Annotated in this window: 21 protein-coding genes; 6 read left to right on the plus strand and 15 right to left on the minus strand. The window is 74.7% G+C overall.

Going from position 1 to position 22,158, the window contains the following annotated elements; all coding sequences use genetic code 11:
- The first annotated feature begins 2 nt into the window (after positions 1-2).
- Entirely contained in the window at positions 3-1,148 is a 1,146-nt protein-coding gene (locus tag ACTWO6_RS30205) for a hypothetical protein (RefSeq protein ID WP_446217075.1), read from the plus strand.
- Here ACTWO6_RS30205 and hemB read toward each other — a convergent pair.
- From hemB to ACTWO6_RS30230, 5 genes are read right to left on the minus strand one after another with little or no spacing between them, the layout of a single operon-like run.
- Positions 1,142-2,125 (minus strand): porphobilinogen synthase, encoded by a 984-nt coding sequence (gene hemB, locus ACTWO6_RS30210; RefSeq protein WP_446217076.1) that lies wholly within the window; start codon positions 2,123-2,125, stop codon positions 1,142-1,144. The genes ACTWO6_RS30205 and hemB overlap by 7 nt on opposite strands.
- 18 nt (positions 2,126-2,143) lie before the next feature.
- On the minus strand, positions 2,144-3,724 hold the full coding sequence (locus ACTWO6_RS30215; RefSeq protein ID WP_130329145.1) for a uroporphyrinogen-III synthase: 1,581 nt from the start codon (positions 3,722-3,724) through the stop codon (positions 2,144-2,146).
- On the minus strand, positions 3,721-4,689 hold the full coding sequence (gene hemC / locus ACTWO6_RS30220) for a hydroxymethylbilane synthase (RefSeq protein ID WP_446217077.1): 969 nt from the start codon (positions 4,687-4,689) through the stop codon (positions 3,721-3,723). The genes ACTWO6_RS30215 and hemC overlap by 4 nt, the downstream gene beginning before the upstream one ends.
- Positions 4,686-6,077, minus strand: coding sequence for a glutamyl-tRNA reductase (locus ACTWO6_RS30225; protein WP_446217078.1), 1,392 nt, complete (start codon positions 6,075-6,077; stop codon positions 4,686-4,688). The genes hemC and ACTWO6_RS30225 overlap by 4 nt, the downstream gene beginning before the upstream one ends.
- A complete protein-coding gene (locus ACTWO6_RS30230) occupies positions 6,074-6,838 on the minus strand; it encodes a redox-sensing transcriptional repressor Rex (RefSeq protein WP_446217079.1) in 765 nt (254 codons plus the stop codon). Before ACTWO6_RS30230 ends, ACTWO6_RS30225 begins: the two co-directional genes overlap by 4 nt.
- A gap of 413 nt (positions 6,839-7,251) precedes the next feature.
- On the opposite strand from ACTWO6_RS30230, the gene ACTWO6_RS30235 reads away from it, so the two are divergent.
- Entirely contained in the window at positions 7,252-8,553 is a 1,302-nt protein-coding gene (locus ACTWO6_RS30235) for a sensor histidine kinase (RefSeq protein WP_446217080.1), read from the plus strand.
- A gap of 75 nt (positions 8,554-8,628) precedes the next feature.
- Positions 8,629-9,288: a LuxR C-terminal-related transcriptional regulator gene (locus tag ACTWO6_RS30240; RefSeq protein WP_446217081.1), complete on the plus strand. Its 660-nt coding sequence runs from the start codon at positions 8,629-8,631 to the stop codon at positions 9,286-9,288.
- A 29-nt stretch (positions 9,289-9,317) separates the two neighbouring features.
- Here the strand turns inward: ACTWO6_RS30240 and ACTWO6_RS30245 are convergent, their stop codons facing one another.
- The 3 genes from ACTWO6_RS30245 to ACTWO6_RS30255 are packed head-to-tail and all read right to left on the minus strand — an operon-like array spanning position 9,318 to position 11,887.
- A complete protein-coding gene (locus ACTWO6_RS30245; RefSeq protein WP_446217082.1) occupies positions 9,318-9,968 on the minus strand; it encodes an HAD family hydrolase in 651 nt (216 codons plus the stop codon).
- A gap of 31 nt (positions 9,969-9,999) precedes the next feature.
- Positions 10,000-10,254 carry a glutaredoxin family protein gene (locus ACTWO6_RS30250; RefSeq protein WP_446217083.1) on the minus strand — a complete coding sequence of 85 codons (255 nt, stop codon included), beginning with the start codon at positions 10,252-10,254 and terminating at the stop codon, positions 10,000-10,002.
- Entirely contained in the window at positions 10,244-11,887 is a 1,644-nt protein-coding gene (locus tag ACTWO6_RS30255) for an AMP-binding protein (RefSeq protein ID WP_446217084.1), read from the minus strand. The genes ACTWO6_RS30250 and ACTWO6_RS30255 overlap by 11 nt, the downstream gene beginning before the upstream one ends.
- A gap of 476 nt (positions 11,888-12,363) precedes the next feature.
- Between ACTWO6_RS30255 and ACTWO6_RS30260 the strand changes: the two genes are divergently transcribed.
- The 3 genes from ACTWO6_RS30260 (at position 12,364) to ACTWO6_RS30270 (ending at position 15,498) form a co-directional block, all read left to right on the plus strand.
- Positions 12,364-13,338, plus strand: a complete 975-nt coding sequence (locus tag ACTWO6_RS30260) for an ECF subfamily RNA polymerase sigma factor, BldN family (protein ID WP_446217085.1) — start codon at positions 12,364-12,366, stop codon at positions 13,336-13,338.
- A 289-nt stretch (positions 13,339-13,627) separates the two neighbouring features.
- Positions 13,628-14,503 carry a DUF5667 domain-containing protein gene (locus ACTWO6_RS30265; protein WP_446217086.1) on the plus strand — a complete coding sequence of 292 codons (876 nt, stop codon included), beginning with the start codon at positions 13,628-13,630 and terminating at the stop codon, positions 14,501-14,503.
- 119 nt (positions 14,504-14,622) lie between these two features.
- Positions 14,623-15,498, plus strand: coding sequence for an HAD family hydrolase (locus ACTWO6_RS30270; RefSeq protein ID WP_446217087.1), 876 nt, complete (start codon positions 14,623-14,625; stop codon positions 15,496-15,498).
- A gap of 12 nt (positions 15,499-15,510) precedes the next feature.
- On the opposite strand, the gene ACTWO6_RS30275 is transcribed toward ACTWO6_RS30270, so the two are convergent.
- The 7 genes from ACTWO6_RS30275 to ACTWO6_RS30305 form a co-directional block, all read right to left on the minus strand.
- Entirely contained in the window at positions 15,511-16,485 is a 975-nt protein-coding gene (locus ACTWO6_RS30275; protein WP_446220822.1) for a lysophospholipid acyltransferase family protein, read from the minus strand.
- 212 nt (positions 16,486-16,697) lie between these two features.
- Positions 16,698-17,771, minus strand: a complete 1,074-nt coding sequence (locus ACTWO6_RS30280; protein WP_446217088.1) for an NAD-dependent epimerase/dehydratase family protein — start codon at positions 17,769-17,771, stop codon at positions 16,698-16,700.
- A 120-nt stretch (positions 17,772-17,891) separates the two neighbouring features.
- Positions 17,892-17,993, minus strand: coding sequence for a 30S ribosomal protein bS22 (locus ACTWO6_RS30285; protein WP_007465623.1), 102 nt, complete (start codon positions 17,991-17,993; stop codon positions 17,892-17,894).
- Positions 17,994-18,201: 208 nt separating this feature from the next.
- Positions 18,202-18,411, minus strand: a complete 210-nt coding sequence (locus ACTWO6_RS30290) for a helix-turn-helix domain-containing protein (protein ID WP_089005106.1) — start codon at positions 18,409-18,411, stop codon at positions 18,202-18,204.
- Between the two features lie 222 nt (positions 18,412-18,633).
- Positions 18,634-19,818, minus strand: coding sequence for an ABC transporter permease (locus tag ACTWO6_RS30295; RefSeq protein WP_446217089.1), 1,185 nt, complete (start codon positions 19,816-19,818; stop codon positions 18,634-18,636).
- Positions 19,815-20,693 (minus strand): ABC transporter ATP-binding protein, encoded by an 879-nt coding sequence (locus ACTWO6_RS30300; protein WP_446220823.1) that lies wholly within the window; start codon positions 20,691-20,693, stop codon positions 19,815-19,817. The genes ACTWO6_RS30295 and ACTWO6_RS30300 overlap by 4 nt, the downstream gene beginning before the upstream one ends.
- 59 nt (positions 20,694-20,752) lie before the next feature.
- Positions 20,753-22,141, minus strand: coding sequence for an efflux RND transporter periplasmic adaptor subunit (locus ACTWO6_RS30305; protein ID WP_446217090.1), 1,389 nt, complete (start codon positions 22,139-22,141; stop codon positions 20,753-20,755).
- Between the last annotated feature and the right edge of the window lie 17 nt (positions 22,142-22,158).

Consider the following 22,158-nt stretch of genomic DNA (forward strand, 5'->3'; position numbering starts at 1 on the left):
CCGTGAACGTCATACCCGAGGATCTGGCCGACCTGGTGCGTCGCGCCGCGCTGGCGACCCCGCCGCACGTGGGCGATCTCGCGAACGTACGCCGGCGGGCCCGTGCCCGGCGACGGCGTCGGGCCGCGGCGACCGCAGGCTGCCTGGTCGTGCTGGTCGCGCTCACCGGCGGTGCGGTCCCGCTGCTGACCGGAAGCCGGCCGGCACGGCCGGTGACGACCACGCCGGCACCGGCCAACCCCGTACCGGCCTCTCCCCCACCCACCACCCGGCCCGCCGAGCCGGCCCAGCGGCTGATGATCTCGGTGGATCCGAACACCTGGCGGCTCGACCGCGGCAGGGGGCCGGAGGTCGGCCTGCGCGGCGGGGGCGAGGTGCTACCGGACGGGTCGGTGCGGCGGCACCGGACGCCGAAGGACTTCGGCCTCGGCACGGCGCTGCCGGACGGGCGGCTGGTCGGGCTCCTGTACACCGACCTGATGCCCGGGGTACGGCGTACCGACGGCCCGAACGTCGAGGGCCTGTCGATCAAGCTGGTGGTGCTCGGTCCGGACGACGCCGTGGAGATCAGCCGGGAGGTACGGATCAAGGGTCGGAGCGTCGAGCTGCTCGGCGCCGACCAGCGGTACGCCTACCTGGCCCGGGACGAGGGGATCGTCGCGCACGAGCTCACCACCGGCCGGGAGCGGACCCTGCTCCGGTCATCGACCGCGGGCGTCGACCTGATGGCGGCCAGCCAGACCTCGGTCGGTTCCGATCGGTTGGCCGAGCAGCGCACCGACTCGCCCTGCCGCACGGACGTCCGCCGGCTCGCCGACGGAAAGCGGATCGCGCGGTTGACGGCCGACGGGATCTGCATGAACGGGCTTCGGCTCTCCCCGGACGGCTGGTTGGTCGCCGTCCCGTACTTCCTCCCCGACCACGGCGGACAGCAACGGGTGGCCGTCTACGAAACCGGCACCGGCAAGCTCCGCGTCGACCAGGCGATCGGCACTCCCCGCCGGATTCCCGTGCCCGGCGGCATCCAGGGGCTCGCCTGGGCCGACGACACGTCGCTCCGGGTGGCCTGGGCCGAACTGCCCGCCGGGGCCCGTCGGGTCTACTCCGTGGAGGAAGTGCTGAAGGTGGTGACCGTCACCGTTCAGTAGCGCTGGCGGAGCAGCTGGGCGGCCTCGACCGCCCAGTAGGTGAGGATGATCTGCGCGCCGGCCCGGCGGATCGAGGTGAGCGTCTCCAGCATCACCCGCTCCCGGTCGATCCAGCCGTTCGCGGCGGCCGCCTCGACCATCGCGTACTCGCCGGAGACCTGGTAGGCGGCGACCGGAACGTCGACCGCGGCCCGGACCGCCGCGACCACGTCGAGGTAGGGCAGCGCCGGCTTGACCATCACCATGTCGGCGCCCTCGGCGACGTCCAGCTCCACCTCGCGCAGCGACTCGCGCAGGTTCGCCGGGTCCTGCTGGTAGGTGCGCCGGTCGCCCTCCAGGGCCGACTCCACCGCGTCGCGGAACGGGCCGTAGAAGGCGGAGGCGTACTTCACGGCGTACGCCAGCACCGCGACGTCCTGGTGACCGGCGGCGTCCAGGGCCCGGCGGACCACGCCGACCTGGCCGTCCATCATCCCGGACGGCCCGACCATGTGGACGCCCGCGTCGGCCTGGGCCACCGCCATCTCGGCGTACGCCCGCAGGGTGGCGTCGTTGTCCACGCCGCCGTCCGGGGTGAGCAGTCCGCAGTGCCCGTGCGAGGTGAACTCGTCCAGGCAGAGGTCGCTCATCACGACCGTGGCGTCGCCGACCTCGGCTACCACGTCCCGGATCGCGACGTTCAGGATGCCGTTCGGGTCGATGCCGCCGGAGCCGGTGGCGTCCCGCTCGGCCGGCACCCCGAAGAGCATGATCCCGCCGATCCCGGCCTGGACCGCCTCGACGGCGGCCTTGCGCAGCGAGTCCCGGGAGTGCTGGAGCACCCCTGGGAGCGACGCGATCTGCCGCGGCTCGGCCAGCCCCTCCTTGACGAACATCGGCACGACCAGCTCGGCCGGGTCGACGCGGGTCTCGGAGACCAGCCGCCGCACCGCCGCGTTACGGCGCAGCCGGCGGGGCCGGATCTCGGGGTACGGCATGGAAAGCCTCCCTAGCGATCAGCGGAACCTCAGGGCGGTCGGCCCCTGCACCTTCGAGCCGCGGCGCTGCTTCGCCGGCATGGCGGCGAGCTTCTCGCGCAGCTCGACGGCGTAGGCGGCGAGCGCCTCCACCAGGTCGGGCACCGAGGCGTGCTGAGGCTGGACGTCGACCCGCAGGCCGAACTCCGTCGCGGTCTCCGCCGTCTTGGGCCCGATGACGGCAACAACGGTACGCGCGTGCGGCTTCCCGGCGATACCGACCAGGTTCCGGACCGTGGAGGACGAGGTGAAGAGCACCGCGTCGAACCCGCCCGACTTGATCGCGTCGCGGATCTCGGCGGGCGGCGGGGCCGCCCGGACCGTCCGGTACGCGGTCACGTCGTCGACCTCCCAGCCGCGCTCGGTGAGCCCGGCGGCGAGGGTCTCGGTGGCGATGTCGGCGCGCGGCAGCAGCACCCGGCCCACCGGGTCGAGGATCTCGTCGTGCGGCGAGAACTCGGCCAGCAGCCCCTCGGAGGACTGCTCCCCCGACGGGACCAGCTCCGGCTGGATGCCGAACGCGCGGACCGCGTCGGCGGTCGCCTCGCCGATGCAGGCGATCTTGACGCCGCCGAAGTGGCGGGCGTCCAGGCCGTGCTCGGCGAACTTCTCCCAGACCGCGCGGACCGCGTTGACCGAGGTGAAGATCACCCAGGCGTACCGGCCGTCGACCAGGCCCTTGACCGCTCGCTCCATCTGAGCCGGGGTACGCGGCGGCTCGACCGCGATGGTCGGCACCTCGCACGGGATGGCCCCGTACGCGCGCAGCCGGGCGCTCATCGCGCCGGCCTGCTCCTTGGTCCGGGGGACGAGCACCTTCCAGCCGTACAGCGGGCGGTTCTCCCACCAGCTCAGCTTGTCCCGCTGGCCGACACCCTCGCCGATGGTGAGCACCACCCGGCCGGTGAAGCCGAGCGCCGCCGCGACGAAGGAGTCCACGGTCGACGTGGTGGTGTACTGCGTCTCGCCGGTGCCGTCGCCGGTCACCCCGACGCCGGTCGTGCCGTCCACGCCGGCGGCCAGCAGGCCGTCCCGGATCGCGGCCAGGTCACCCGCGTCCACGGCCAGGGCTAGCGAGCCCCGGCCGACGGCGGCGGCCAGCGCGTCGAAGTCCAGCGTGGTGACGTCCTCGACGTCGGCGGCGGTCCGCACCCCCGGCAGCGGCACCCCGGCGTAGGTGGCCACGCCCTCGGCCTGGCCGACGCCCGGGACCACCTCGAAGTGCGCGGCGGTACGGGCGACCGCCTGCACCTCCTTGACCACCGAGTCGTGGCCGAACGGGTCCCCGGCGACCAGGTGCACCGCGTTCTGCCCGGAGCGGGCCGCGGAGATCAGCACCTTCGCCACGTCCCCCGGTACGCCCTCGGCGGGGCTGAACTGGGCGTCGGACTTGGCCTGGGCGCGGACGGCGTCGAGCAGCGACTCGGGGACTCCCCGGTCGTACACCACCTGGTCGGCGTCGACCAGGGCGTCGTGCGCCCGGCGGGTCAGCAGGCCCGGGTCGCCGGGGCCGGCCCCGACGAACGCGATGCGGCCTACGGGCTTACGGGTGCGGGTCATTCTGTGCTCCCAAATTGCTGGGTCCCCGGGCCGGCGTGTCCTTCTTGGCCGAGGATCGAGTCGGCGCCGAGTTCGAGGAGTTCGGCGGCGAGTGCCTTGCCGATCTCCGCCGCGTCGGCGGGCGTTCCGGTGCGGGACAGCCGGAGGTCACGGGTACCGTCCGGGCTGATCACCGCCCCGCGCAGGTAGATCTCCTCACCGGCGTCACCCTCGGCGAGTTCGCCGTAGGCGGCGACGGGTGCGGTGCACCCGGCCTCCAGGGTGGCCAGCAGTGCCCGCTCCGCGGTGACCGCGGCGCGGGACGGTGCGTGGTCGAGCACCGCGAGCAGCTCGACCAGGTCGGGGTCGTCGATCCGGCACTCCACGGCCAGCGCGCCCTGGGCGGGCGCGGGCAGCATCAGCATCGGGTCGAGCGTCTCGGTGATCACGTCGGTCCGGCCGAGCCGGGCCAGCCCGGCCCGGGCCAGGACCACCGCGTCGAGGTCGGCGTCCGGGCCGAGCACCCGACCGAGGCGGGTGTCGACGTTGCCCCGGATCGGGGTGACCTCCAGCTGCATGCCGAGCGCGTGCAGCTGGGCGATGCGGCGCAGCGCGCCGGTGCCGACCAGCGCGCCGGGCGGCAGCTCGGCGAGCGTCCGGCCGCCCTTGGCGACCAGCGCGTCGCGCGGGTCCTGCCGGGGCGGCACCGCCGCGATGTGCAGCCCGGGGGCCGCCACCGTCGGCAGATCCTTGTAGGAGTGGACGGCGAAGTCGATGGTGCGGGCGGTCAGCGCGTCCCGCAGGGCGGAGACGAAGACGCCGACGCCGAGCCGGTGCACCGGGGCCGAGGAGCGGTCGCCGGCGGTCACCACTTCGACCAGCTCGACCTCGCGGCCGGTCGCCGCGGTGAGGGCCTCGGCGATCTGGCCGGACTGGGCCATCGCCAGGGCGCTGCCCCGGGTGCCGAGGCGCAAGGGGGCGGTCATCGCGCACCTCCGGTGGAGACGTCGGGTTCGGTCACCGGCACGTCCGCGACCTCGAACGACGGCCGTCCGACCGCGTCGGTCTCGACCACGTCGGGGACGGTGTCGACCGGGGAGGTCTGCGGCACCTCCAGGTCGAACAGCTCGCGCAGCAGGGCCGCGTACTGGTCGCCGCCCGGCTCGGCGGCGAGCTGGCGGACCCGCACGGTGGGCTGGTGCAGCAGCCGCTGCACCACCCGGTGCACCGTCCGGGCCACCTCGGCGCGCTGATCGTCGGTGAAGTCGGGGCGACGCTGGACGAGCCGGCGCAGCTCGGCGGTGACCACGTCGTCGGCGCGGCCGCGCAGCGCGGCCACCGTGGGCGCCACGTCGGCGCCGCGCAGCCAGGACAGGAACGCCTCGACCTCGCCGGTGACGATCCGGGTCACCTCGGCGGCGTCGGCGGCGGCCGGCCCGTCGGCGAGGATCGCCGCCATCCGGTCGATGTCGATCACCTCGACGCCGGCCAGCTCCGCGACGCCCTCCGCGACGTCGCGCGGCACGGCCAGGTCGAGCAGGACCAGTGGGCCCCGGTCGGCGTCCCGGCGGGCCAGCGCCCGGGTCACCACGTCGCGGGTGAGAACCGGTTCGGTGGCCGCGGTGGCGGCCACCACGATGTCCACTGTGCAGAGCGCGTCGACCAGCTCGGCCATCGGCACGGCGCTGGCGCCGTACGACTCGGCCAGCCGGACGGCCCGGTCGGCGCCGCGGTTGGTCACGGTGAGCGGCCCGGCGCCCAGCCGGGAGAGCGTCGCCACGCCCAGCGAGCCCATCGCGCCGGCCCCGACCACCATCGCGGGCCGGCCGGTGAGGTCGCCGTCGAGGAGGCCGGCGGCCAGGTCCAGGGCGGCGGTGACCACGCTCTGACCGGCCCGGTCGATGTTGGTCTCGGCGTGCGCGCGCTTGCCCACCCGCAGCGCCTGCTGCATCAGCTCGTGCAGCAGCCGGCCGGCGGAGTCGGCGCCGCTGGCCCAGTGGTACGCGTCCCGGAGCTGGCCGAGGATCTGCGCCTCGCCGACCACCATCGAGTCCAGCCCGGCGGCGACCCGGAAGACGTGGTCGACGGCCGCGGCGTCGTAGTGCACGTAGAGGTGGTTGGCGAGCGCCGCCGGCGGGGCGCCGGCCTGCTCGGCCAGGACGGCGCAGATGTCGCCGAGCCCGCCGTGGAAGCCGGAGACGGCCGCGTAGACCTCCACCCGGTTGCAGGTGGAGACGAGCACGGCCTCGGCGACGTACGGCTGGGCGACCAGGCGGTCCAGGGTGCGGGTGAGATCGGCGGGGGCGACCGTCAGCTGCTCCAGCGTGGCGACCGGAGCGGTGCGGTAGGACGCGCCGACGACGAGCAGTTTCACGTGCCGATCGCCTCCTGGGTGTCGGTGGCCGCGAGCCCGCCGGGCAGGGCGGTGAGGGCGGACCCGGCGGGGAGCGCGGTCAGCGACGCCTTGCGGTGCTCGTGGAAGGACAGGATCTGCAGCTCGATCGCGAGGTCGACCTTGCGCACGTCGACCCCCTCCGGAACCGAGAGTACGCACGGCGCGAAGTTGAGGATGCTCGTCACGCCGACGGCGACGAGCTGGTCGGCGACGGCCTGGGCGGCCGGCGCCGGGGTGGCGATCACGCCGATCGAGATCGACTCCTCGACGGCGACCCGGGCCAGCTCGTCGACATGCCGGACGACCAGCCCGTTTATCTGCTCGCCGACCCGGGACGGGTCCGCGTCGAAGAGCGCGGCGATCTGGAAGCCGCGGCTGGCGAAGCCGTCGTACCCGGCCAGGGCGTGACCGAGATTACCCACGCCGACCAGGGCGACCGAGCGGCACTGGGTGAGCCCGAGCACGGACTCGATCTGCTCGATCAGCAGGCTCACGTCGTAGCCGACGCCCCGGGTCCCGTACGAGCCGAGGTGGGAGAGGTCCTTGCGGAGCTTCGCCGAGTTGACCCCGGCGGCGTTCGCCAGGCCCTCGCTGGAGACCGTCTCGTGGCCGGCGTCGGCGAGGTTGTGCAGCGCGCGGAGGTACTCCGGAAGCCGCGCGACGGTCGCCTCGGGCAGGTCCGGGAGCGCCGGGACGGCACCGGCGCGGCCGGGCGCGCCAGGGTGACGGTGCTGACTCATGAGACTCCGTGCGGTGCGATCCTCGACCAGCGTCGGCGGCCGGTCGTTTCGGGACTCCCGCTGGCGACCGATGTTGCCGGCTGTGCTAGCAGGGCGCGTCGGAACTACAGAGTAGGCGCTTGTGAAGACGTGCACAAATCGCGATCTTGCTGGCCCGCGACGCGCCTCCACCTGCCCCTCCATTCCACAAGATCGATCTGACGCGCTCCATCGGCGCCGCTCGACGATTATTGCGCAATCCCGACTTCTCTGACCAATCGCACGCGCTCGGTCGCGCTGTGTCACCGTGGATCTGGGTCGAGTGTCACCCCGCCGCCGGCCCGGCCGACCCGGTCCCGGTAGGGAGAACCCCACCCCGAAGAGGCCGGCGCACGGGATGGGTCCGGCCGGCCCACCGCCCCTAGCCTCTTGGCATGACCGCCATTCCCCTGGCCACCACGCCGGCCCCGGCACCCGCCCGCAGCGTCCCCCGTCAGCTCCTGCGCGACTCCGGCTACGTGCTGCTCGGCCTCCCCCTGGCCCTCGCCGGCTTCGTGATCGTGGTGGCGGGGATCTCACTCAGCGCCGGCCTGCTGGTGACCACCGTCGGCCTGCCGGTCCTCGCCGGCACCCTCTATGTCGCCCGCGGCCTGGCCGACATCGAGCGGCTGCGGCTGCCCGCCGTGCTGCGCCAACCCCGGGTGCGCCCCGAGTACCTGGTCCCCGAGCCGGGCGCGAAACTCTGGCGGCGGGTCTTCGTCCCGATGCGCGACGCGCAGTCCTGGCTCGACCTGGCGCACGGCCTGCTCAAGCTGCTGGTGGCGCTGCCGACCGTCGTGCTGCTGCTCGTCTGGTGGGCGGTCGCCGTCGCCGGCACGCTCTACGGCGGGTACGACTGGGCCATCCCGCGCGGCCCTGACGACCAGGACCTCAGCCAGCTCCTCGGGATGGGCGACGGGGCCGGCGCGCGGATCGCCCTGAACACCGCGCTCGGCGTGTTCTGCCTCTTCACCCTGCCGCTGCTGGCCCGGGCCTGCGCCCTGCTCCAGGCCGGCCTCGCCCGCTCCCTGCTCACCGGGGTGGCCGAGATGCGCAACCGAATCACCACGCTGGAGGAGCAGAAGCGGGCCGCCGCCTCGGCCGAGGCGTCCGCCCTGCGCCGGCTGGAACGCGACATCCACGACGGCCCGCAGCAGCGCCTGGTCCGGCTCGCCATGGACCTGAGCCGGGCCCGGCAGCAGCTCGCCGCGGACCCGGAGGCGGCCCGCCGGACCCTGGACGAGGCGGTCACCCAGACCCGGGAGACCCTCGGCGAGCTGCGCGCGCTGTCCCGGGGCATCGCGCCGCCGATCCTGGTGGACCGCGGCCTGCCCAGCGCCCTGGCCGCCCTCGCCGCCCGCGCCCTGGTCCCGGTCGAGCTGGTGATCGACCCCGAGCTGGGCACGCCCACCGGGCGGCTCGACCCGGCGGTGGAGAACACCGCGTACTTCGTGGTGGCGGAGGCGCTGACCAACGTCGCCAAGCACAGCCAGGCCACCTCGTGCCAGGTCGAGGTCGTCCGCCGGGTGGGCCGGCTGGAGATCGCCGTACGGGACGACGGGGTGGGCGGCGCCCACCTGGCCAAGGGGCACGGGCTGGTCGGCATCGCCGACCGGGTCCGGGCCAGCGGCGGCACGCTCGACGTGGTCAGCCCGGCCGGCGGGCCGACCGACGTCCGGGCCGAGCTGCCCCGGTGAACCGGCCGACCCCGCCGACCCGGCCGGGAGCCGCGCCGGCATCCCGGTCGCCGCGGCGTGGTAGACACCGGAACCATGCGGGTGGTGATCGCGGACGACGCCGTACTGCTCCGGGAGGGGCTGGTCCGGCTGCTGACCGAGTCGGGACACGAGGTGGTGGCCGCCGTCGGTGACGGCGACGCGCTGGTCGAGGCGGTGGTGACGCACCGGCCGGACGTCTCGGTGGTGGACGTCCGGATGCCGCCCTCGCACACCGACGAGGGGCTGCGGGCGGCGGTGGAGGCGCGCCGGCTGGTGCCGCGTACGCCGGTGCTGGTGCTCTCCCAGTACGTCGAGGTGTCGTACGCCGACGACCTGCTGGCGACCACCGGCGGGGCCGGCGGCGGCGGGATCGGCTACCTGCTCAAGGACCGGGTGGCCGCGATCGACGAGTTCCTGGACGCCCTGGCCCGGGTGGCCGCCGGTGGCACGGTGCTCGACCCGGAGGTGGTCGGCCAGCTGCTGGTCCGGCGCCGCCGCGACGACCCGCTGCGGGAGCTGACCCCGCGCGAACGCGAGGTGCTGGCGCTGATGGCCGAGGGCCGCTCCAACACCGCGATCGCCCGCGCCCTGGTGGTCAGCGACGGCGCGGTCGAGAAGCACGTCCGCAACATCTTCACCAAGCTCAACCTCCCCCCGGACGCCACCCACCACCACCGCCGGGTCCTGGCCGTCCTCACCCACCTCCGCGCCTGACCCCACTCATCGACGAGGACCGGGGTGGGTCAGGGGAGGGCGCGGGCGAGGGTCACGGCCTCCGTGAGGGTGTCGGCGGTGGGGTGGCCGGAGGCGCGGAGGCGGGCGGGGTCGGAGATGCCGCCGGTGTAGAGGACGCAGCGGGCGCCGACGGAGATCGCGGCGTCGGCGTCGTCGAGCGAGTCGCCGATCAGCGCGACCTCACCGCCGGCCAGGCCCAGCTCCGCCAGGTGCTTCTCCAGCCACTCCGCCTTGGAGCCGCCGCCGACCGCCGACCGCAGTCCGTCCACCCGGGCGAAGTGCGGGGCCAGGCCGTAGGTGTGCACGGTCGGCACCAGCTCGTCGTGGAACCACATGGAGAGCAGCGACTGGCTGCCCGGCCAGGCCGCGATCGCGGCGGTCGCGTCGGCGGCCAGCGCGCAGCTGGTCAGCCCCGCCCGGTACGCGTCGTGGAAGATCCGGTCGAGCCGGCCGTACGCCTCGTCGTCCATCGCCCGGCCCAGCATCTCGGCGTAGTAGTCGGCGACCGGCCGACGGAACCGCACCCGGTGCTCGTCGGCGGTGACCGCCGGCCCGCCCGCGCTGGCGAAGGCGACGTTCGTGGCCCGGACCACCAGGTCGAGGTCGTCGAGGAGGGTGCCGTTCCAGTCCCACACCAGGTGGTGCCGCGCAGGGGTCATCGCAGCACCATAATCGAGCCCGCCGACAGGATCAGAGCTGCGGGGTGGTCAGGTCCCGCAGCAGCCGCTCCTCCTCGACCCGCCAGTAGCCGTGCTCCTTGCCGTCGAGCAGCACGACCGGCAGCCGGTCGCCGTACTCGCGTTCCAGCTCCACGTCGCCGGTCACGTCCTTCTCGATCCAGCGGTCGCCGGTGACCGCCACCACCCGGTCGAGCGCCGCCTTCGCGTCCTCGCAGAGGTGGCAGTCGGGCCGGGTGATCAGGGTGAGCCGGGCGTCACTGGACATCGGGTACCTCCGTGCGGATCTCGGTCGGCGGCGTCGGGGACGGCACCGGGGGCGCCGACGGGCGGAGCTGGTTCTTGCGTACCTTGCCGATCACCGAGTACGGCAGCGTGTCGACGAACTCGACGGCGGTCGGGCACTTGAAGCGGGCCAGGTTACCGGCGCAGTGGGCGAGCAGGTCCGCCTCCGTCACCGCGGAGCCGGGAGCCCGCACCACGTACGCCCGGACAGTCTCCCCGGTCCGCGGGTGCGGCACCCCCAGGACCGCCGACTCGGCCACCTGGGGATGCCCGTCCAGCACCAGCTCCACCTCGTGCGGGTAGACGTTGAAGCCGTTCACCAGGATCAGCTCGCCGAGCCGGTCGACCAGGAAGAGGTCGCCGTCCTCGTCGGCGTACGCGACGTCGCCGGTGGCCCACCAGCCGTCGCCGTCCGGGCCGCCCCGGCCGTCCGGCCAGTACCCGCCGAAGAGGTTCGCGCCCCGGACCACGACCTCGCCCGGGTCGGTGCCCGGCCCGTCGTCGGAGAGGTCCGGCTCGTCCGGTTCGTCCTCCGGGGCGGCGACGCCGTCCCGCCACAGGTCGACCCCGTCGGGCCCGACCAGGCGCACCTCGACGCCGGGCAGCGGACGGCCGACCGAGCCGGGCTTCGGCTCCCCGCCGGCCAGGGTGGAGGTGAGCACCGGGGCGGTCTCGGTCAGGCCGTACCCGACGTGCAGCGGGCGACCGGCGACCTCGGCGAACCGCGCCGCGGTCGCCGGCGGCAGCGGCGCCGCGCCGCAGACCGCCACCCGGACCGCCGCCATCGCCTCGACCACCGCGTCACGCTCCGCTTCGGCCCAGGCCAGGAACATCGACGGTACGCCGACCAGCACGCTGACCCGGTGCCGGGCCAGCTCGGCGAGCGTCGCGGCCGGGCCGGGGTCGTCGACGAGCACCCCGGTCGCGCCGTGGTGGACGACCGCCCCCAGCCCCGAATTCAACCCGTACGCGTGGAAGAGCGGCAACGCGAGCAGCACGGTGTCGTCGGGCCCGACCACCGGCGGGCTGATCCGCCCGACCTGCTCGTGGTTGGCGGCCAGCGCCCGGTGCGACAGCATCGCGCCCTTGGGCCGGCCCTCGGTGCCCGAGGTGTAGAGCAGCACCGCCAGCTCCTCGCCGCCCCGGGCGGGGAACGCCTCCCGGGCGTCACCGTCGGTCACCGGCGGGGCGGTGTGCACGGCGGTCAGCGCGGGCAGCTCGGCGGCGAGGCCGGCGACCCGGTCGCGGACCTCCGCGGCGCAGATCAGCACGGCGGCGCCGGAGTCGGTGAGCACGTGCCGCAGCTCCCGGGCGGTGAGGCCGGGGTTGACCGGCACCGCGACCAGCCCGGCCCTCAGCACCGCCAGGTAGCTGACCACGAAGTCCGGGGTGTTGCCGAACGACACGGCCACCCGGGGCGGGTGCCGGTCGCCGGGCGGGCCGGCCGGCACCGAGGCGGCGAGCGCCCGGGCCGTGGCGGTCACCGCGGCGTCCAGTTCGGACCAGGTGAGGGTGTGGTCCCGCCAGTGCACGGCGGGGCGGCCCGCGTGGGCGAGCGCCGCCCGGCGGAGCCGGTCGGCGAGGTTCGGCGCGGAGCTGTCGGCTGCGTCCTGCACGGTGGCTGAGTCTCGCACAGCGGCGGCCGGCCGACCATGCCCGCGCGCCCGTACGTCCGGCACCGGCCCGACAGCGGCGCCGCGACACGCCGAAGTGGGGGATCAAACCACTCCGACCAGGACTTTCCACTCCGGACCAGCTTCCGCCAGCAAAGTCAACCGCACACGACGGACAACCGGTCCGCCATTCGTGCGACAGGGAGGGAAATACTTCCGCCCTGTGTAACGGACTTGCCACGCGCGGGTGACGTTGGCCCTATCATCACTCGGGTCGGCTCACCCCATTTGCCGTGAGTCGACACCCCTCAGCCCGAGGAGGCCCCCATGCCTGTGAGCGCATTGGACCAGCACCTCAAGGGGATCTGCCGCCCGTCGGCACGTCCCGGAACGGCCCTGCCCGACCGGGGCGTACCCGGTCCCGCCGCGACGCCGCGACGGCCGGTGCGGCCGTGCCCCGCCTGGATCGGGGAGGCCCGGTGACCACCTTCGGTTATGCGGAGCGGCCGGCCGGTCTGACCGGTCCGACACCGAAGACGCCGGTCAACGAGCGGCTGGATCAGACGCCGCGCGGCGCGGCGGAGGGCTCATGGGGCCTCGCCGTCCGCGGCGACGGCGCCCGCCGGGTGCGCAACCGCCCGCACCACAACGAGGCACCGCCCCGCCCGGCGCTGCCGGGTGGCAACGCGAGCCGGGTCGGCGCGCCGTCCCGCCCGACCATGCCGGCACAGGGCCGCCGGGCCGCGGAGACGCCGCCGGCCGCCGACCCGTCGACCAGTGAGACGGCGATCCTGCCGGCGGTGCCGGCCGCCGACACGGCCGTGCTGCCCGCGGTGCCCGCCGCGCCGGCCACCGGCACCGGCTTCCCGAGCCGCCCCGACCCGTCGGACCCGGCCACCGAGGTCTGGACCCTGGTCGAGCGCGCCCAGGCCGGCGAGGCCGAGGCGTTCGGCCTGATCTACGACCGGTACGTCGACACCGTCTTCCGGTTCGTCTACTTCCGGGTCGGCAACCGGCAGCTGGCCGAGGACCTCACCTCGGACACCTTCCTCCGGGCGCTCAAGCGGATCGGCAGCTTCACCTGGCAGGGCCGGGATCTCGGCGCCTGGCTGGTCACCATCGCCCGCAACCTGGTCGCCGACCACTTCAAGTCCGGCCGCTACCGCCTCGAGGTCACCACCGGCGACGTGCTCGACGCCGACCGGGAGGACCGCGGGCCGGAGGGCAGCCCGGAGGCCGCGGTCGTCGAGCACATCACCAACGTCGCCCTGCTCACCGCGGTCAAGCAGCTCAACCCGGAGCAGCAGGAGTGCATCGTGCTCCGTTTCCTCCAGGGCTTCTCGGTGGCCGAGACCGCCCGCGCGATGGGCAAGAACGAGGGCGCGATCAAGGCGCTGCAGTACCGGGCGGTGCGGGCCCTGGCCCGGCTGCTGCCCGACGGTTTCCAGCCCTGAGAGACGTCGTTCGCGCCGGCCCGCCCCCGTTTCGTGGGCGGGCGCGCGGCGCCTCCCCGATCCGTGACGACGATCACTCTTCGTGATTTCGCCTCCGCCGGCCCCGTAACCGCCACCCGCCGCGAACCGTTTCTCCGGGTGCGACCAGTGGTTGTCCCGGCGTCCCCGGGCCACCCGGTCCGGCGGGCACGGTCGACCGAACGGGTCGGCCGTCGGCGTCACGCTGCCACCGGTCGCTGGTGACGAATACGGCCGGACCGGCCGTGACCAGCGAGAGGAGGTGCCTGCGGTGGACAGTGACCTCTTCTCCCGTCGGCGCGCCGAGCGCTTCGCACAGCTCCTCGACGAGGCCAACGGCGGCCGACGTCACCACGTGCGCTCCCGGGTCGACGACGAACTCGCCGCGCTCGTCTCGGTCAGCCGGCGGCTCACCGCCGACCGACCGGACGTCGAGGTCGACGCGGAGTTCCGCACCGGGCTCCGGGCGATGCTGGTGGCCACCGCCGAGCGGGAGGGCATCGGCGCCCCGGCGGCGGCGAAGACCGAGACCGCGACGGCGGGCACCGGGACCAGGGGCTCGCTCCTTCCGGCGGTCACCGCCCGGCGGGCCCGCGCCCGGGGCGCGATCCTGGTCGGCATCGCCGCGGGGGCCGTCGCCCTCTCCGGCATCTCCGCGGCCAGCGAGAACGCGCTGCCCGGCGACGCGCTCTACGGCATGAAGCGCTCGACCGAGCGCGCCCAGCTCGCCCTGGCCAGCTCGGACAACAGCCGGGGTCAGCTCTTCCTCGACTTCGCCCGGACCCGGCTCGACGAGGCCGCCACGGTACGCGGCGACCGGCTCGGGTTCAGCGCCGTCCTCGACGACATGGACGCCGACACCCGCCAGGGCGTCCGGCTGCTCACCACCGTTGCCGCGCAGCGCTCCGACGCGGCCGGCCTGGACGCGGTCAATGTCTTCGTCACCGGCCAGCGGCGCGCGGTCAGCGGGCTGCTCGACCGGTCCGACCACGTCGAACGGGACCGCACCCGGCGCTCGCTCGCCCTGCTCGACGCCGTACGCAAGCGCTCCGATGAGCTCCGCGCGGCGATCGCGTGCGGGCTGCCGACGCCCGCCGCCAGCGATGCGCTGGGCCCCGCCCCGACCGACTGCCCCGGCGAGCGCTGACCCGGCCGGCGCGACAGCCGTCCACGCCACACTTCCCCCACGTACGACCGGTCGCGGGTGATGTCCGGTTACTCTCGCCGTGGAACACGTGTCGCGGTCGTCGAGCGGAGGGAGGTCGCGTGGCCCGCACCCGGAAGGTCACGGTCAGCACCGACGTCCACGGCCACACCGCCGGTTGGTCGGAGACCGAGCAGGCGCCGCCGGTCACCCCCACGCCCGACCCCACCGCGGCGGCCTTCTTCGACGTCGACAACACGATGATGCAGGGCGCATCGATCTACTGGTTCGCCCGCGGGCTGGCCGCCCGCAAGTACTTCACCACCGGTGACCTGGCCCGGTTCGCCTGGCAGCAGGCGAAGTTCCGGCTGCTCGCCACCGAGCACGCCGGCGACATGTCGCAGGCCAAGGAGGCGGCGCTCGCCTTCATCCACGGTTGGCGGGTGGACGACGTCGAGCGACTCGCCGAGGAGATCTTCGACGAGCTGATGGCCCCGCGGATCTGGGCGGGCACCCGCAAGCTGGCCCAACGCCACCTGGACAGCGGCCAGCGGGTCTGGCTGGTCAGCGCCGCCCCGGTGGAGATCGGTCGGGTGATCGCCGCCCGGCTCGGCCTGACCGGCGCGATCGGAACGGTGGCCGAGGTGGTCGACGCGGCGTACACCGGGCGGCTGGTCGGCGACCTGATGCACGGGCCGGCCAAGGCCGAGGCGGTGACCCAGCTCGCCGCGGTCGAGGGGCTGGACCTGACCCGCTGCGCTGCGTACAGCGACTCCGCCAACGATCTGCCGATGCTCTCCACAGTGGGGCACCCGGTGGCGATCAACCCGGACGCCGCCCTGCTCCGGCAGGCCCGCGAGCGGGGCTGGGACGTCCGGGATTTCCGCACCGGCCGGCGCGCGGTCAAGATCGCCGTACCGTCCACCGCCGCCGCCGGGCTGGTCGCCGGGGCGGTCTCCGCCGGCCTCGCGCTGCACCGCCGCCGCCGGACCCCCTGACGGCGCCGTCCCCTAGGGACCGAACGGGTCGGGGCGTCGTTCGAGGAGCCGGTGCAGGGTCTGCTGGATGGTCTCCCGGACCTGGTCGGCCAGGTTGAAGACGACCAGCGGGTCGTCGGCCGAGTCGCTCAGGTGCGCGGTGGGGATCGGCGGGCAGAACTCGATCAGCCACTTGCTCGGCAGCGGCACCATGCCCAGCGGCCCGAGCCACGGGAACGTCGGCGTCACCGGGAAGTAGGGCAGTTTGAGCAGCCGGGCCAGGGGCTTGATGTCGGCGAGCATCGGGTAGATCTCCTCGCCGCCGACGATGGCCACCGGCACGATCGGCGTGCCGGTGCGCAGCGCCGCCGAGACGAACCCGCCCCGGCCGAAGCGCTGCAGCTTGTAGCGGTCGGAGTAGAGCTTGCCGACGCCCTTGAAGCCCTCTGGGAAGACGCCGACCAGCTCGCCGTTGCCGAGCAGCCGCTCGGCGTCCGGGTTGCAGGCGACCGTGCCGCCGGTCTTGCGCGCGATCTCGGAGACCACCGGCATCCGGAAGACCAGGTCGGCGCCGAGCAGCCGCAGGTAGCGGCGCGCCGGGTGCTGGTCGTGCAGGGCGGCGGAGAGGATCAGCGCGTCCAGCGCCACCGTGCCGGAGTGGTTGCCGACCACCAGGGCGGGCCCGTCGGCCGGCACGTTCGCCAGGCCGCCGACCTCGGTGCGGAACCAGTCCCGGTAGAGCAGCCGGACCAGCGGGTGGAACACGGCGTCGGTGAGGTCCGGGTCGAAGCCGAACTCGTCGACCTCGTAGTCGCCGGAGAGCCGCCGCCGCAGGAAGGCCAGCCCGCCCGCGACCCGGCGGTCCCAGTGGTCCCGCCGGTCCGGCACCGCCGGCCGGGCCGTTGCCACCGCCCCTTCGTCGTCCGACGTCGCCTCGACCGGCTCCTCGACCGTCGCCGGCTCCTCGACCGCTGTCGACTCCGGGCCGCCGGATCGCCGGTCCGCCATGACGGACGGCTCATCCGTCACCGCGGAGGGCTCGTCCGTCGCCGCCGTGTCCGGCTCGTCCGTCGCAGCGGTGTCGGGCTCGTCGTGCGCCGCCGGGTCGGCGGCGGCCGCCGTCGCCCGGTGGTGTCCGTTGCGTCGCGCCGGCTCCGCGCCCGGCCCGGCCACCGTCAGCGGTACGTCGTACCGGCCGTCGCTCCGCTCGTCCCGGCCGCTCACGGCCGCTCCCGCACGGCCGAGCGGACCTGCCGGATGCCCTCCAGCACCAGCTGCTCGGCGGCGGCGAGCTGATCCCGGCTCACCACCGCGCCACCGTGGTGGGCGCGGATGAAGTCGTCGAACGCGGCGGCGGTCGAGCGCGGCGTGAAGCCGTACTCCCGCTCGAGCCTGGTCGTGTCCACCACCCGACCGTGCACGAAGAGGTCGACCTGGTCCAAACCGTAGCGGCCGAAACCGAGGTTGCGGGCGATCGCCGCCGCGCCGGAGAGACCGGGCTCCAGCACCGGCATGGCCACCCGGCCGGCCCGGCGGATCGCCTGGGTGAGGGAGAGCACGCCCGGGCCGGCGACGTTGTACGTCCCCGGGTGCTCCTCGACGATCGACCGGTGCAGCACCTCGAGCGCGTCGTCGAAGTGGACGAACTGCAGCCGCGGGTCGCGGCCGAAGACGGTGGGCACCACCGGCTGGGAGAAGTAGCGGGTCAGCGTGGTGTCCGCGGTGGAGCCGATGAACGGCGCGAAGCGGAGCACGGTGGCCGTGACGTCGGGACGGCGGCGGCGGAACCCGCGGACGTACCCCTCGATGTCGAGGATGTCGCGGCCGAAACCGCCGCGCGGCACCTCGCGCGGCTCGGTCTCCTCGGTGAAGACCGCCGGGTCGCGGAACGACGCGCCGTACGCGGCGGTCGACGAGCGGACCACGAGCTTGCGCAGCCGGGGAGCCCGCTGGCAGGCGGCGAGCAGCTGCATGGTGCCGATGACGTTCTGTTCCTTCATCGCCGCCCGGCCGCCGTGCTGCGGGTCGAGGGCGCTGACCAGCGCCAGGTGGACGACGGCGTCGACCTCGAGGTCGGCGAGGAGGCCGCCGAGGGAGTCCAGGTCGAGGCGGATGCGTTCGACCCGGTCGAGCAGGTCGGTGAACTCGGGGCCGGGGCTGGCCGGGTCGACGCCGATGACCCGTTCGATCCGGGGGTCGGCGGCGAGCCGGGCGGCGACGTGGGCGCCGAGGTAGCGGCCGACCCCGGTGACGACGACGACCCCCGGAGCACCTGGGGTGCCACCGGGGGTCATGTCGTGCGCCTTGGTTGGCAGGCGGGATCGAGCCGGGACGTCCGCGGCCTGATCACCTGAGCCTCCGAGAGTCGACAGTTGGCAAGTGGTGCCGGATGCCGGGCCGAGGCCCGGCCCCGGTCACTTGCCGAGACGGCGACGCTGGACGCGGGTCTTGCGCAGCAGCTTGCGGTGCTTCTTCTTAGCCATGCGCTTGCGGCGCTTCTTGACCACCGAGCCCATACGACAGCCTTTCGATGCAACGTGCGGGGCGGACCGGGAGACACCACCACGGGTGGCGTCGGTGACCGCTTGCGGACAACGGACCGGACCAGCGTGATGGGCAGGGCGCACCAGGGTGCGGTCACGGTCGGGGTCCAGGGTAGCCGGAGTGCCTCAGCAGGACCAACGCGCCCCCGTCAATGCCCGTTACGTCGCACTCGGCGGTGCGTCAGGCGGTTTCCTGAAACGCGCCCCGGAGATACTCGTGGACGGCGTGCTCGGGCACCCGGAACGACCGGCCCACCCGTACCGCGGTCAGCTCACCGCTGTGCACGAGACGGTAGACCGTCATCTTGGAGACCCGCATGACCGTCGCCACCTCGGCGACGGTCAGGAACCTGACATCCGACAGTCGACCGTCGGACTGTGACCCGGCCATGGCTCACCGACCCATTCCCGTGCCCGGCGCGTGCCACCGGACGGGAGCTCCCGCCAGGACGGGCAACGCGCGTGTTACCAGTACGGTAGCGGGACGGCTGTGACCGGCGCGATCCCTTCCTGCAACTGATCATGGAGGGACGGCGTTTCCCCGCTGTTGACCTGGCGTTTTCCTCCCCGGTGCGCGCCTCGTCCCGTTGCCGGGACCGCGCACCGTCGGCGGTCACTCGGCGCGCAGCGCGACCACCGGGTCGAGGCGGCCGGCCCGCTGGGCCGGGACCACCCCGAAGACGATGCCGACCGCGGCGGAGACCCCGAAGGCGAGCGCCAGCGACCACCAGGTGATCGCGGCCGGGATCGGCGAGACCGCGTCGACCAGCAGCGCGGTGCCCACGCCGAGGGCCATCCCGATCAGCCCGCCGATGGCGGTGAGCAGCACCGCCTCCAGCAGGAACTGCACCCCGATGTCCCGGGGTCGGGCGCCCACCGCCTTGCGCAGGCCGATCTCCCGGGTCCGCTCGCGGACCGAGACCAGCATGATGTTCGAGACGCCGACGCCGCCGACGAGCAGCGAGATGCCGGCGATGGCCGCCAGCACGCCGGTCAGCACGCCGAGGATGTCGCCGAGCACGCCGAGGATCTGCTGCTGGGTGACCGCGCTGAACTCGGTGTCCGGGTGGCGGCGGGACAGCTCGGCGACGATCCGGTCGCCCAGCTCGCCGATCCGCTCCCGGTCCGGCGCCTTGACCGCGATGCCGTCGACCCGCTGGGTGCCCCAGAGCCGCTGCGCCGCGGTCACCGGCACGTGCACCTCGTCGTCCCGGTCCACGCCGAGGCTCTGCCCGAGCGGCGCGAAGACGCCGATCACCCGGAACCGCACGCCGGCCAGCGCGACCTGCTGGCCGAGCGGGTCCCGGTCGGGGAAGAGGGCGGTGGCGACGGACGCGCCGAGCACCGCGACCCGCCGGCTGGTGTCCACGTCGGCCCCGGTGAGGTAGCGGCCCCGGGCCAGCGACCGGGTGAAGACCGTCGGGGTGGTCTCCAGCACCCCCTGGACGGTGGTGAAGTCCGACCGGTTGCCGGCCCGCGCGGTGGCCCCGGAGGCGATGGTGACGGCCACCCGGCCCGGGTCGCCGACCACCCGGGAGACCGCGTCGACGTCCTTCAGGGTCAGCGGCGAGACCACCGGGGCGGTGCCCACGTCGATCTTGCCCGGCACCACCAGGAGCAGGTTCGAGCCGAGCCCTTCGACCTGCTGTTCGACCTTCTGCTTGGTGCCGGTGCCGATCGCCACCAGCAGCACCACGGAGGCCACCCCGATGATCACACCGAGCATGGTCAGCGCACTGCGCATCCGGTTGGCCCGCAGCGCGTCCAGCGCCACCCGCCACGCCTCGGCCACCCTCACGACGCGCCCCCGCTGCGATCCTCGTGGCGCGGAAGGCGTCCGGTGGCTCCGGTGGCGCCACCGGAGCCACCGGACGGGTGCCCCGGGCCGCTTCCGGACGCGGACCGGGGCTCCGCGCTGGGAGCGGGGTCCAGTGTCTCAGGTCGGCTCTCGCGGTGGGACAGCGGTCGATCATGGAGGCGGTCAGCGCCCGCGGTGACCGTGTCGGAGCGGATCACGCCGTCCCGCACGGCGACCCGCCGGCGGGCCCGGGCGGCCACATCCTGGTCGTGGGTGACCATCACCAGGGCCACCCCGGACTCGGCGTTCAACCGTTCCAGCAGCTCCAGCACCGCCTCGCCGGTCGCGGTGTCCAGGTTGCCGGTCGGCTCGTCGGCGAGCAGCACCGCCGGCTCGGTGACCAGCGCCCGGGCGATCGCCACCCGCTGCTGCTCGCCGCCGGAGAGCTGGTTGGGCCGGTGGTGCAGCCGGTGCGACAACCCCACCCGGCCGAGCATCGCCGCCGCCCGCTCCCGCCGCTGCCGCGCGCCGATTCCCCGGTACACCAGCGGCAGCGCCACGTTGTCCACAGCGGACGTCCGCGGCAGCAGGTGGAACGCCTGGAAGACGAAGCCGATGGTCTCGTTGCGCAGCGTCGCCAGCTCCGGGGCGGAGAGCGTCGCCACGTCCCGCCCGCCGATCACCAGCCGACCGCCGGTGGGCCGGTCCAGCCCGCCGAGCAGGTGCATCAGGGTGGACTTGCCGGAGCCGGACGGCCCGATCACCGCGACGTAGTCGCCGGGCGCGATGGTCAGCGACACCCCGCGCAGCGCCGGCACCGAGACCCCGTCCAGCTCGTACGTCCGGGACACGTCGACCGCCTCGATCGCCGGCACCTCCGGCGGCGTCACCGAGCCGGTCCCCGAGGCTCGCGCAACCGGCTCGCTGCTCGCGCTCACCGAAGTTCCTGGCCGTCGCGGACCTGGTCCGCGCCCCGGACCACCACCTGGTCACCGGCCTGCACACCGCTGACGATCTGCACCAGGTCCTGCCCCTGCACGCCCACGGTGACCGGCACCTGGTCCGCCCTGCCGTCCCGCAGCACCCAGACCGCGTCCCGCCCGTCGGCGGAGAAGACCGCCGAGGCGGGTACGGCGACGGCGTCGGCCGCCTCCCGTACCCGGAGGTGGACCACGGCGTTCATGCCGGGGCGGGGCGCGGGGGCGGCCTCCCCCTCACCGAGGCGACCGGCGCCCAGGGCCAGCCGCACCCGGTAGGTGACCCCGCCCCGGGCGGAGGTGCTGGGCAGCACGTCGACCGAGCGGACCCGCGCGTCGTACGTCGCGCCGGCGACCGCGTCCAGCTCGACGGAGGCGGCCACACCGGCCCGGACCAGGAGCACGTCCGTCTCGTCGACCTCGGCGAGCAGGCCCAGCGCGCCGGTGTCGACCACGGTGAGCACCGGGGTCCCGGCGGTGACCCGCCCACCCGCCGGCACGGCGTCGTCCACACCGGGCGGCGGGCCGCCCTGGGCGGGCGCGAACGCCGACGGGTCCAACCCCGTCGCGCCGCCCGCCCCGAGCAGCCCGGCCAGGTCGGCCGACCCGCCCGCGGACCGGGTGCCGCCGGGCTGCACCACCCCGTCGACCGGCGCGCGCAGGGTGAGCGCGTCGACCGTCGCCTTCGCCAGGTCGTACGCCTGCTGGGTCTGGAGCCGCTGGGCGCTGGACAGCGCGCCGACCGCGGAGTTCAGCCCGGCCACGCCGCGCCGCACGGCGCTGACCGCCCGGTCGGCGGCGCGGGCGGCCGACTCGTACTGCCGTTGCGCGGAATCCACCTGGAGCAGCAGCGCGGACCGCAGCTGCGGGTCGCCGATCTTCGCGGCGGCGACCCGGGCCGCGTCGAACGCCTCGGCGGCGGCCTTGTCCGTGCCGCGCCGGCTGCCGCCCAGATCCCCGACGCCGACGCCCCGGCCGGCCCGCTTCGCGGCGTGCAGCGCCTCGCGGGCCTGCCGGAGCCGGTCCTGGGCGGACGGTGAGCTGATGACGGCGAGCACCTGCCCGCGGCGCACCCGCTGTCCGGGCTGGACGCGCAGGCTGGCGAGGGTGCCGTCGGCGGGCGCGGTGAGGGTCGCGGCGGCCCGGGCGGTCACCGTGGCCGGGGCGTCGATCACCTCGGTGACGGCGGACCGGCCGACCTGGGCCAGCGCGACGGGGGACTTCTCGTCGCCACACGAGGCGGCGGTGGTGCCGGTCAGGGCGACGACGGCGAGGAGGGCGGTGAGCAGGCGGGGCCGCGTGGCGATCGGGGGCCGCGGCGAGTGGGTGCGGGCCACCCGGCCCATGCTACGACCCGTCGACG

The sequence above is a fragment of the Micromonospora sp. IBHARD004 genome, from assembly GCF_052814115.1.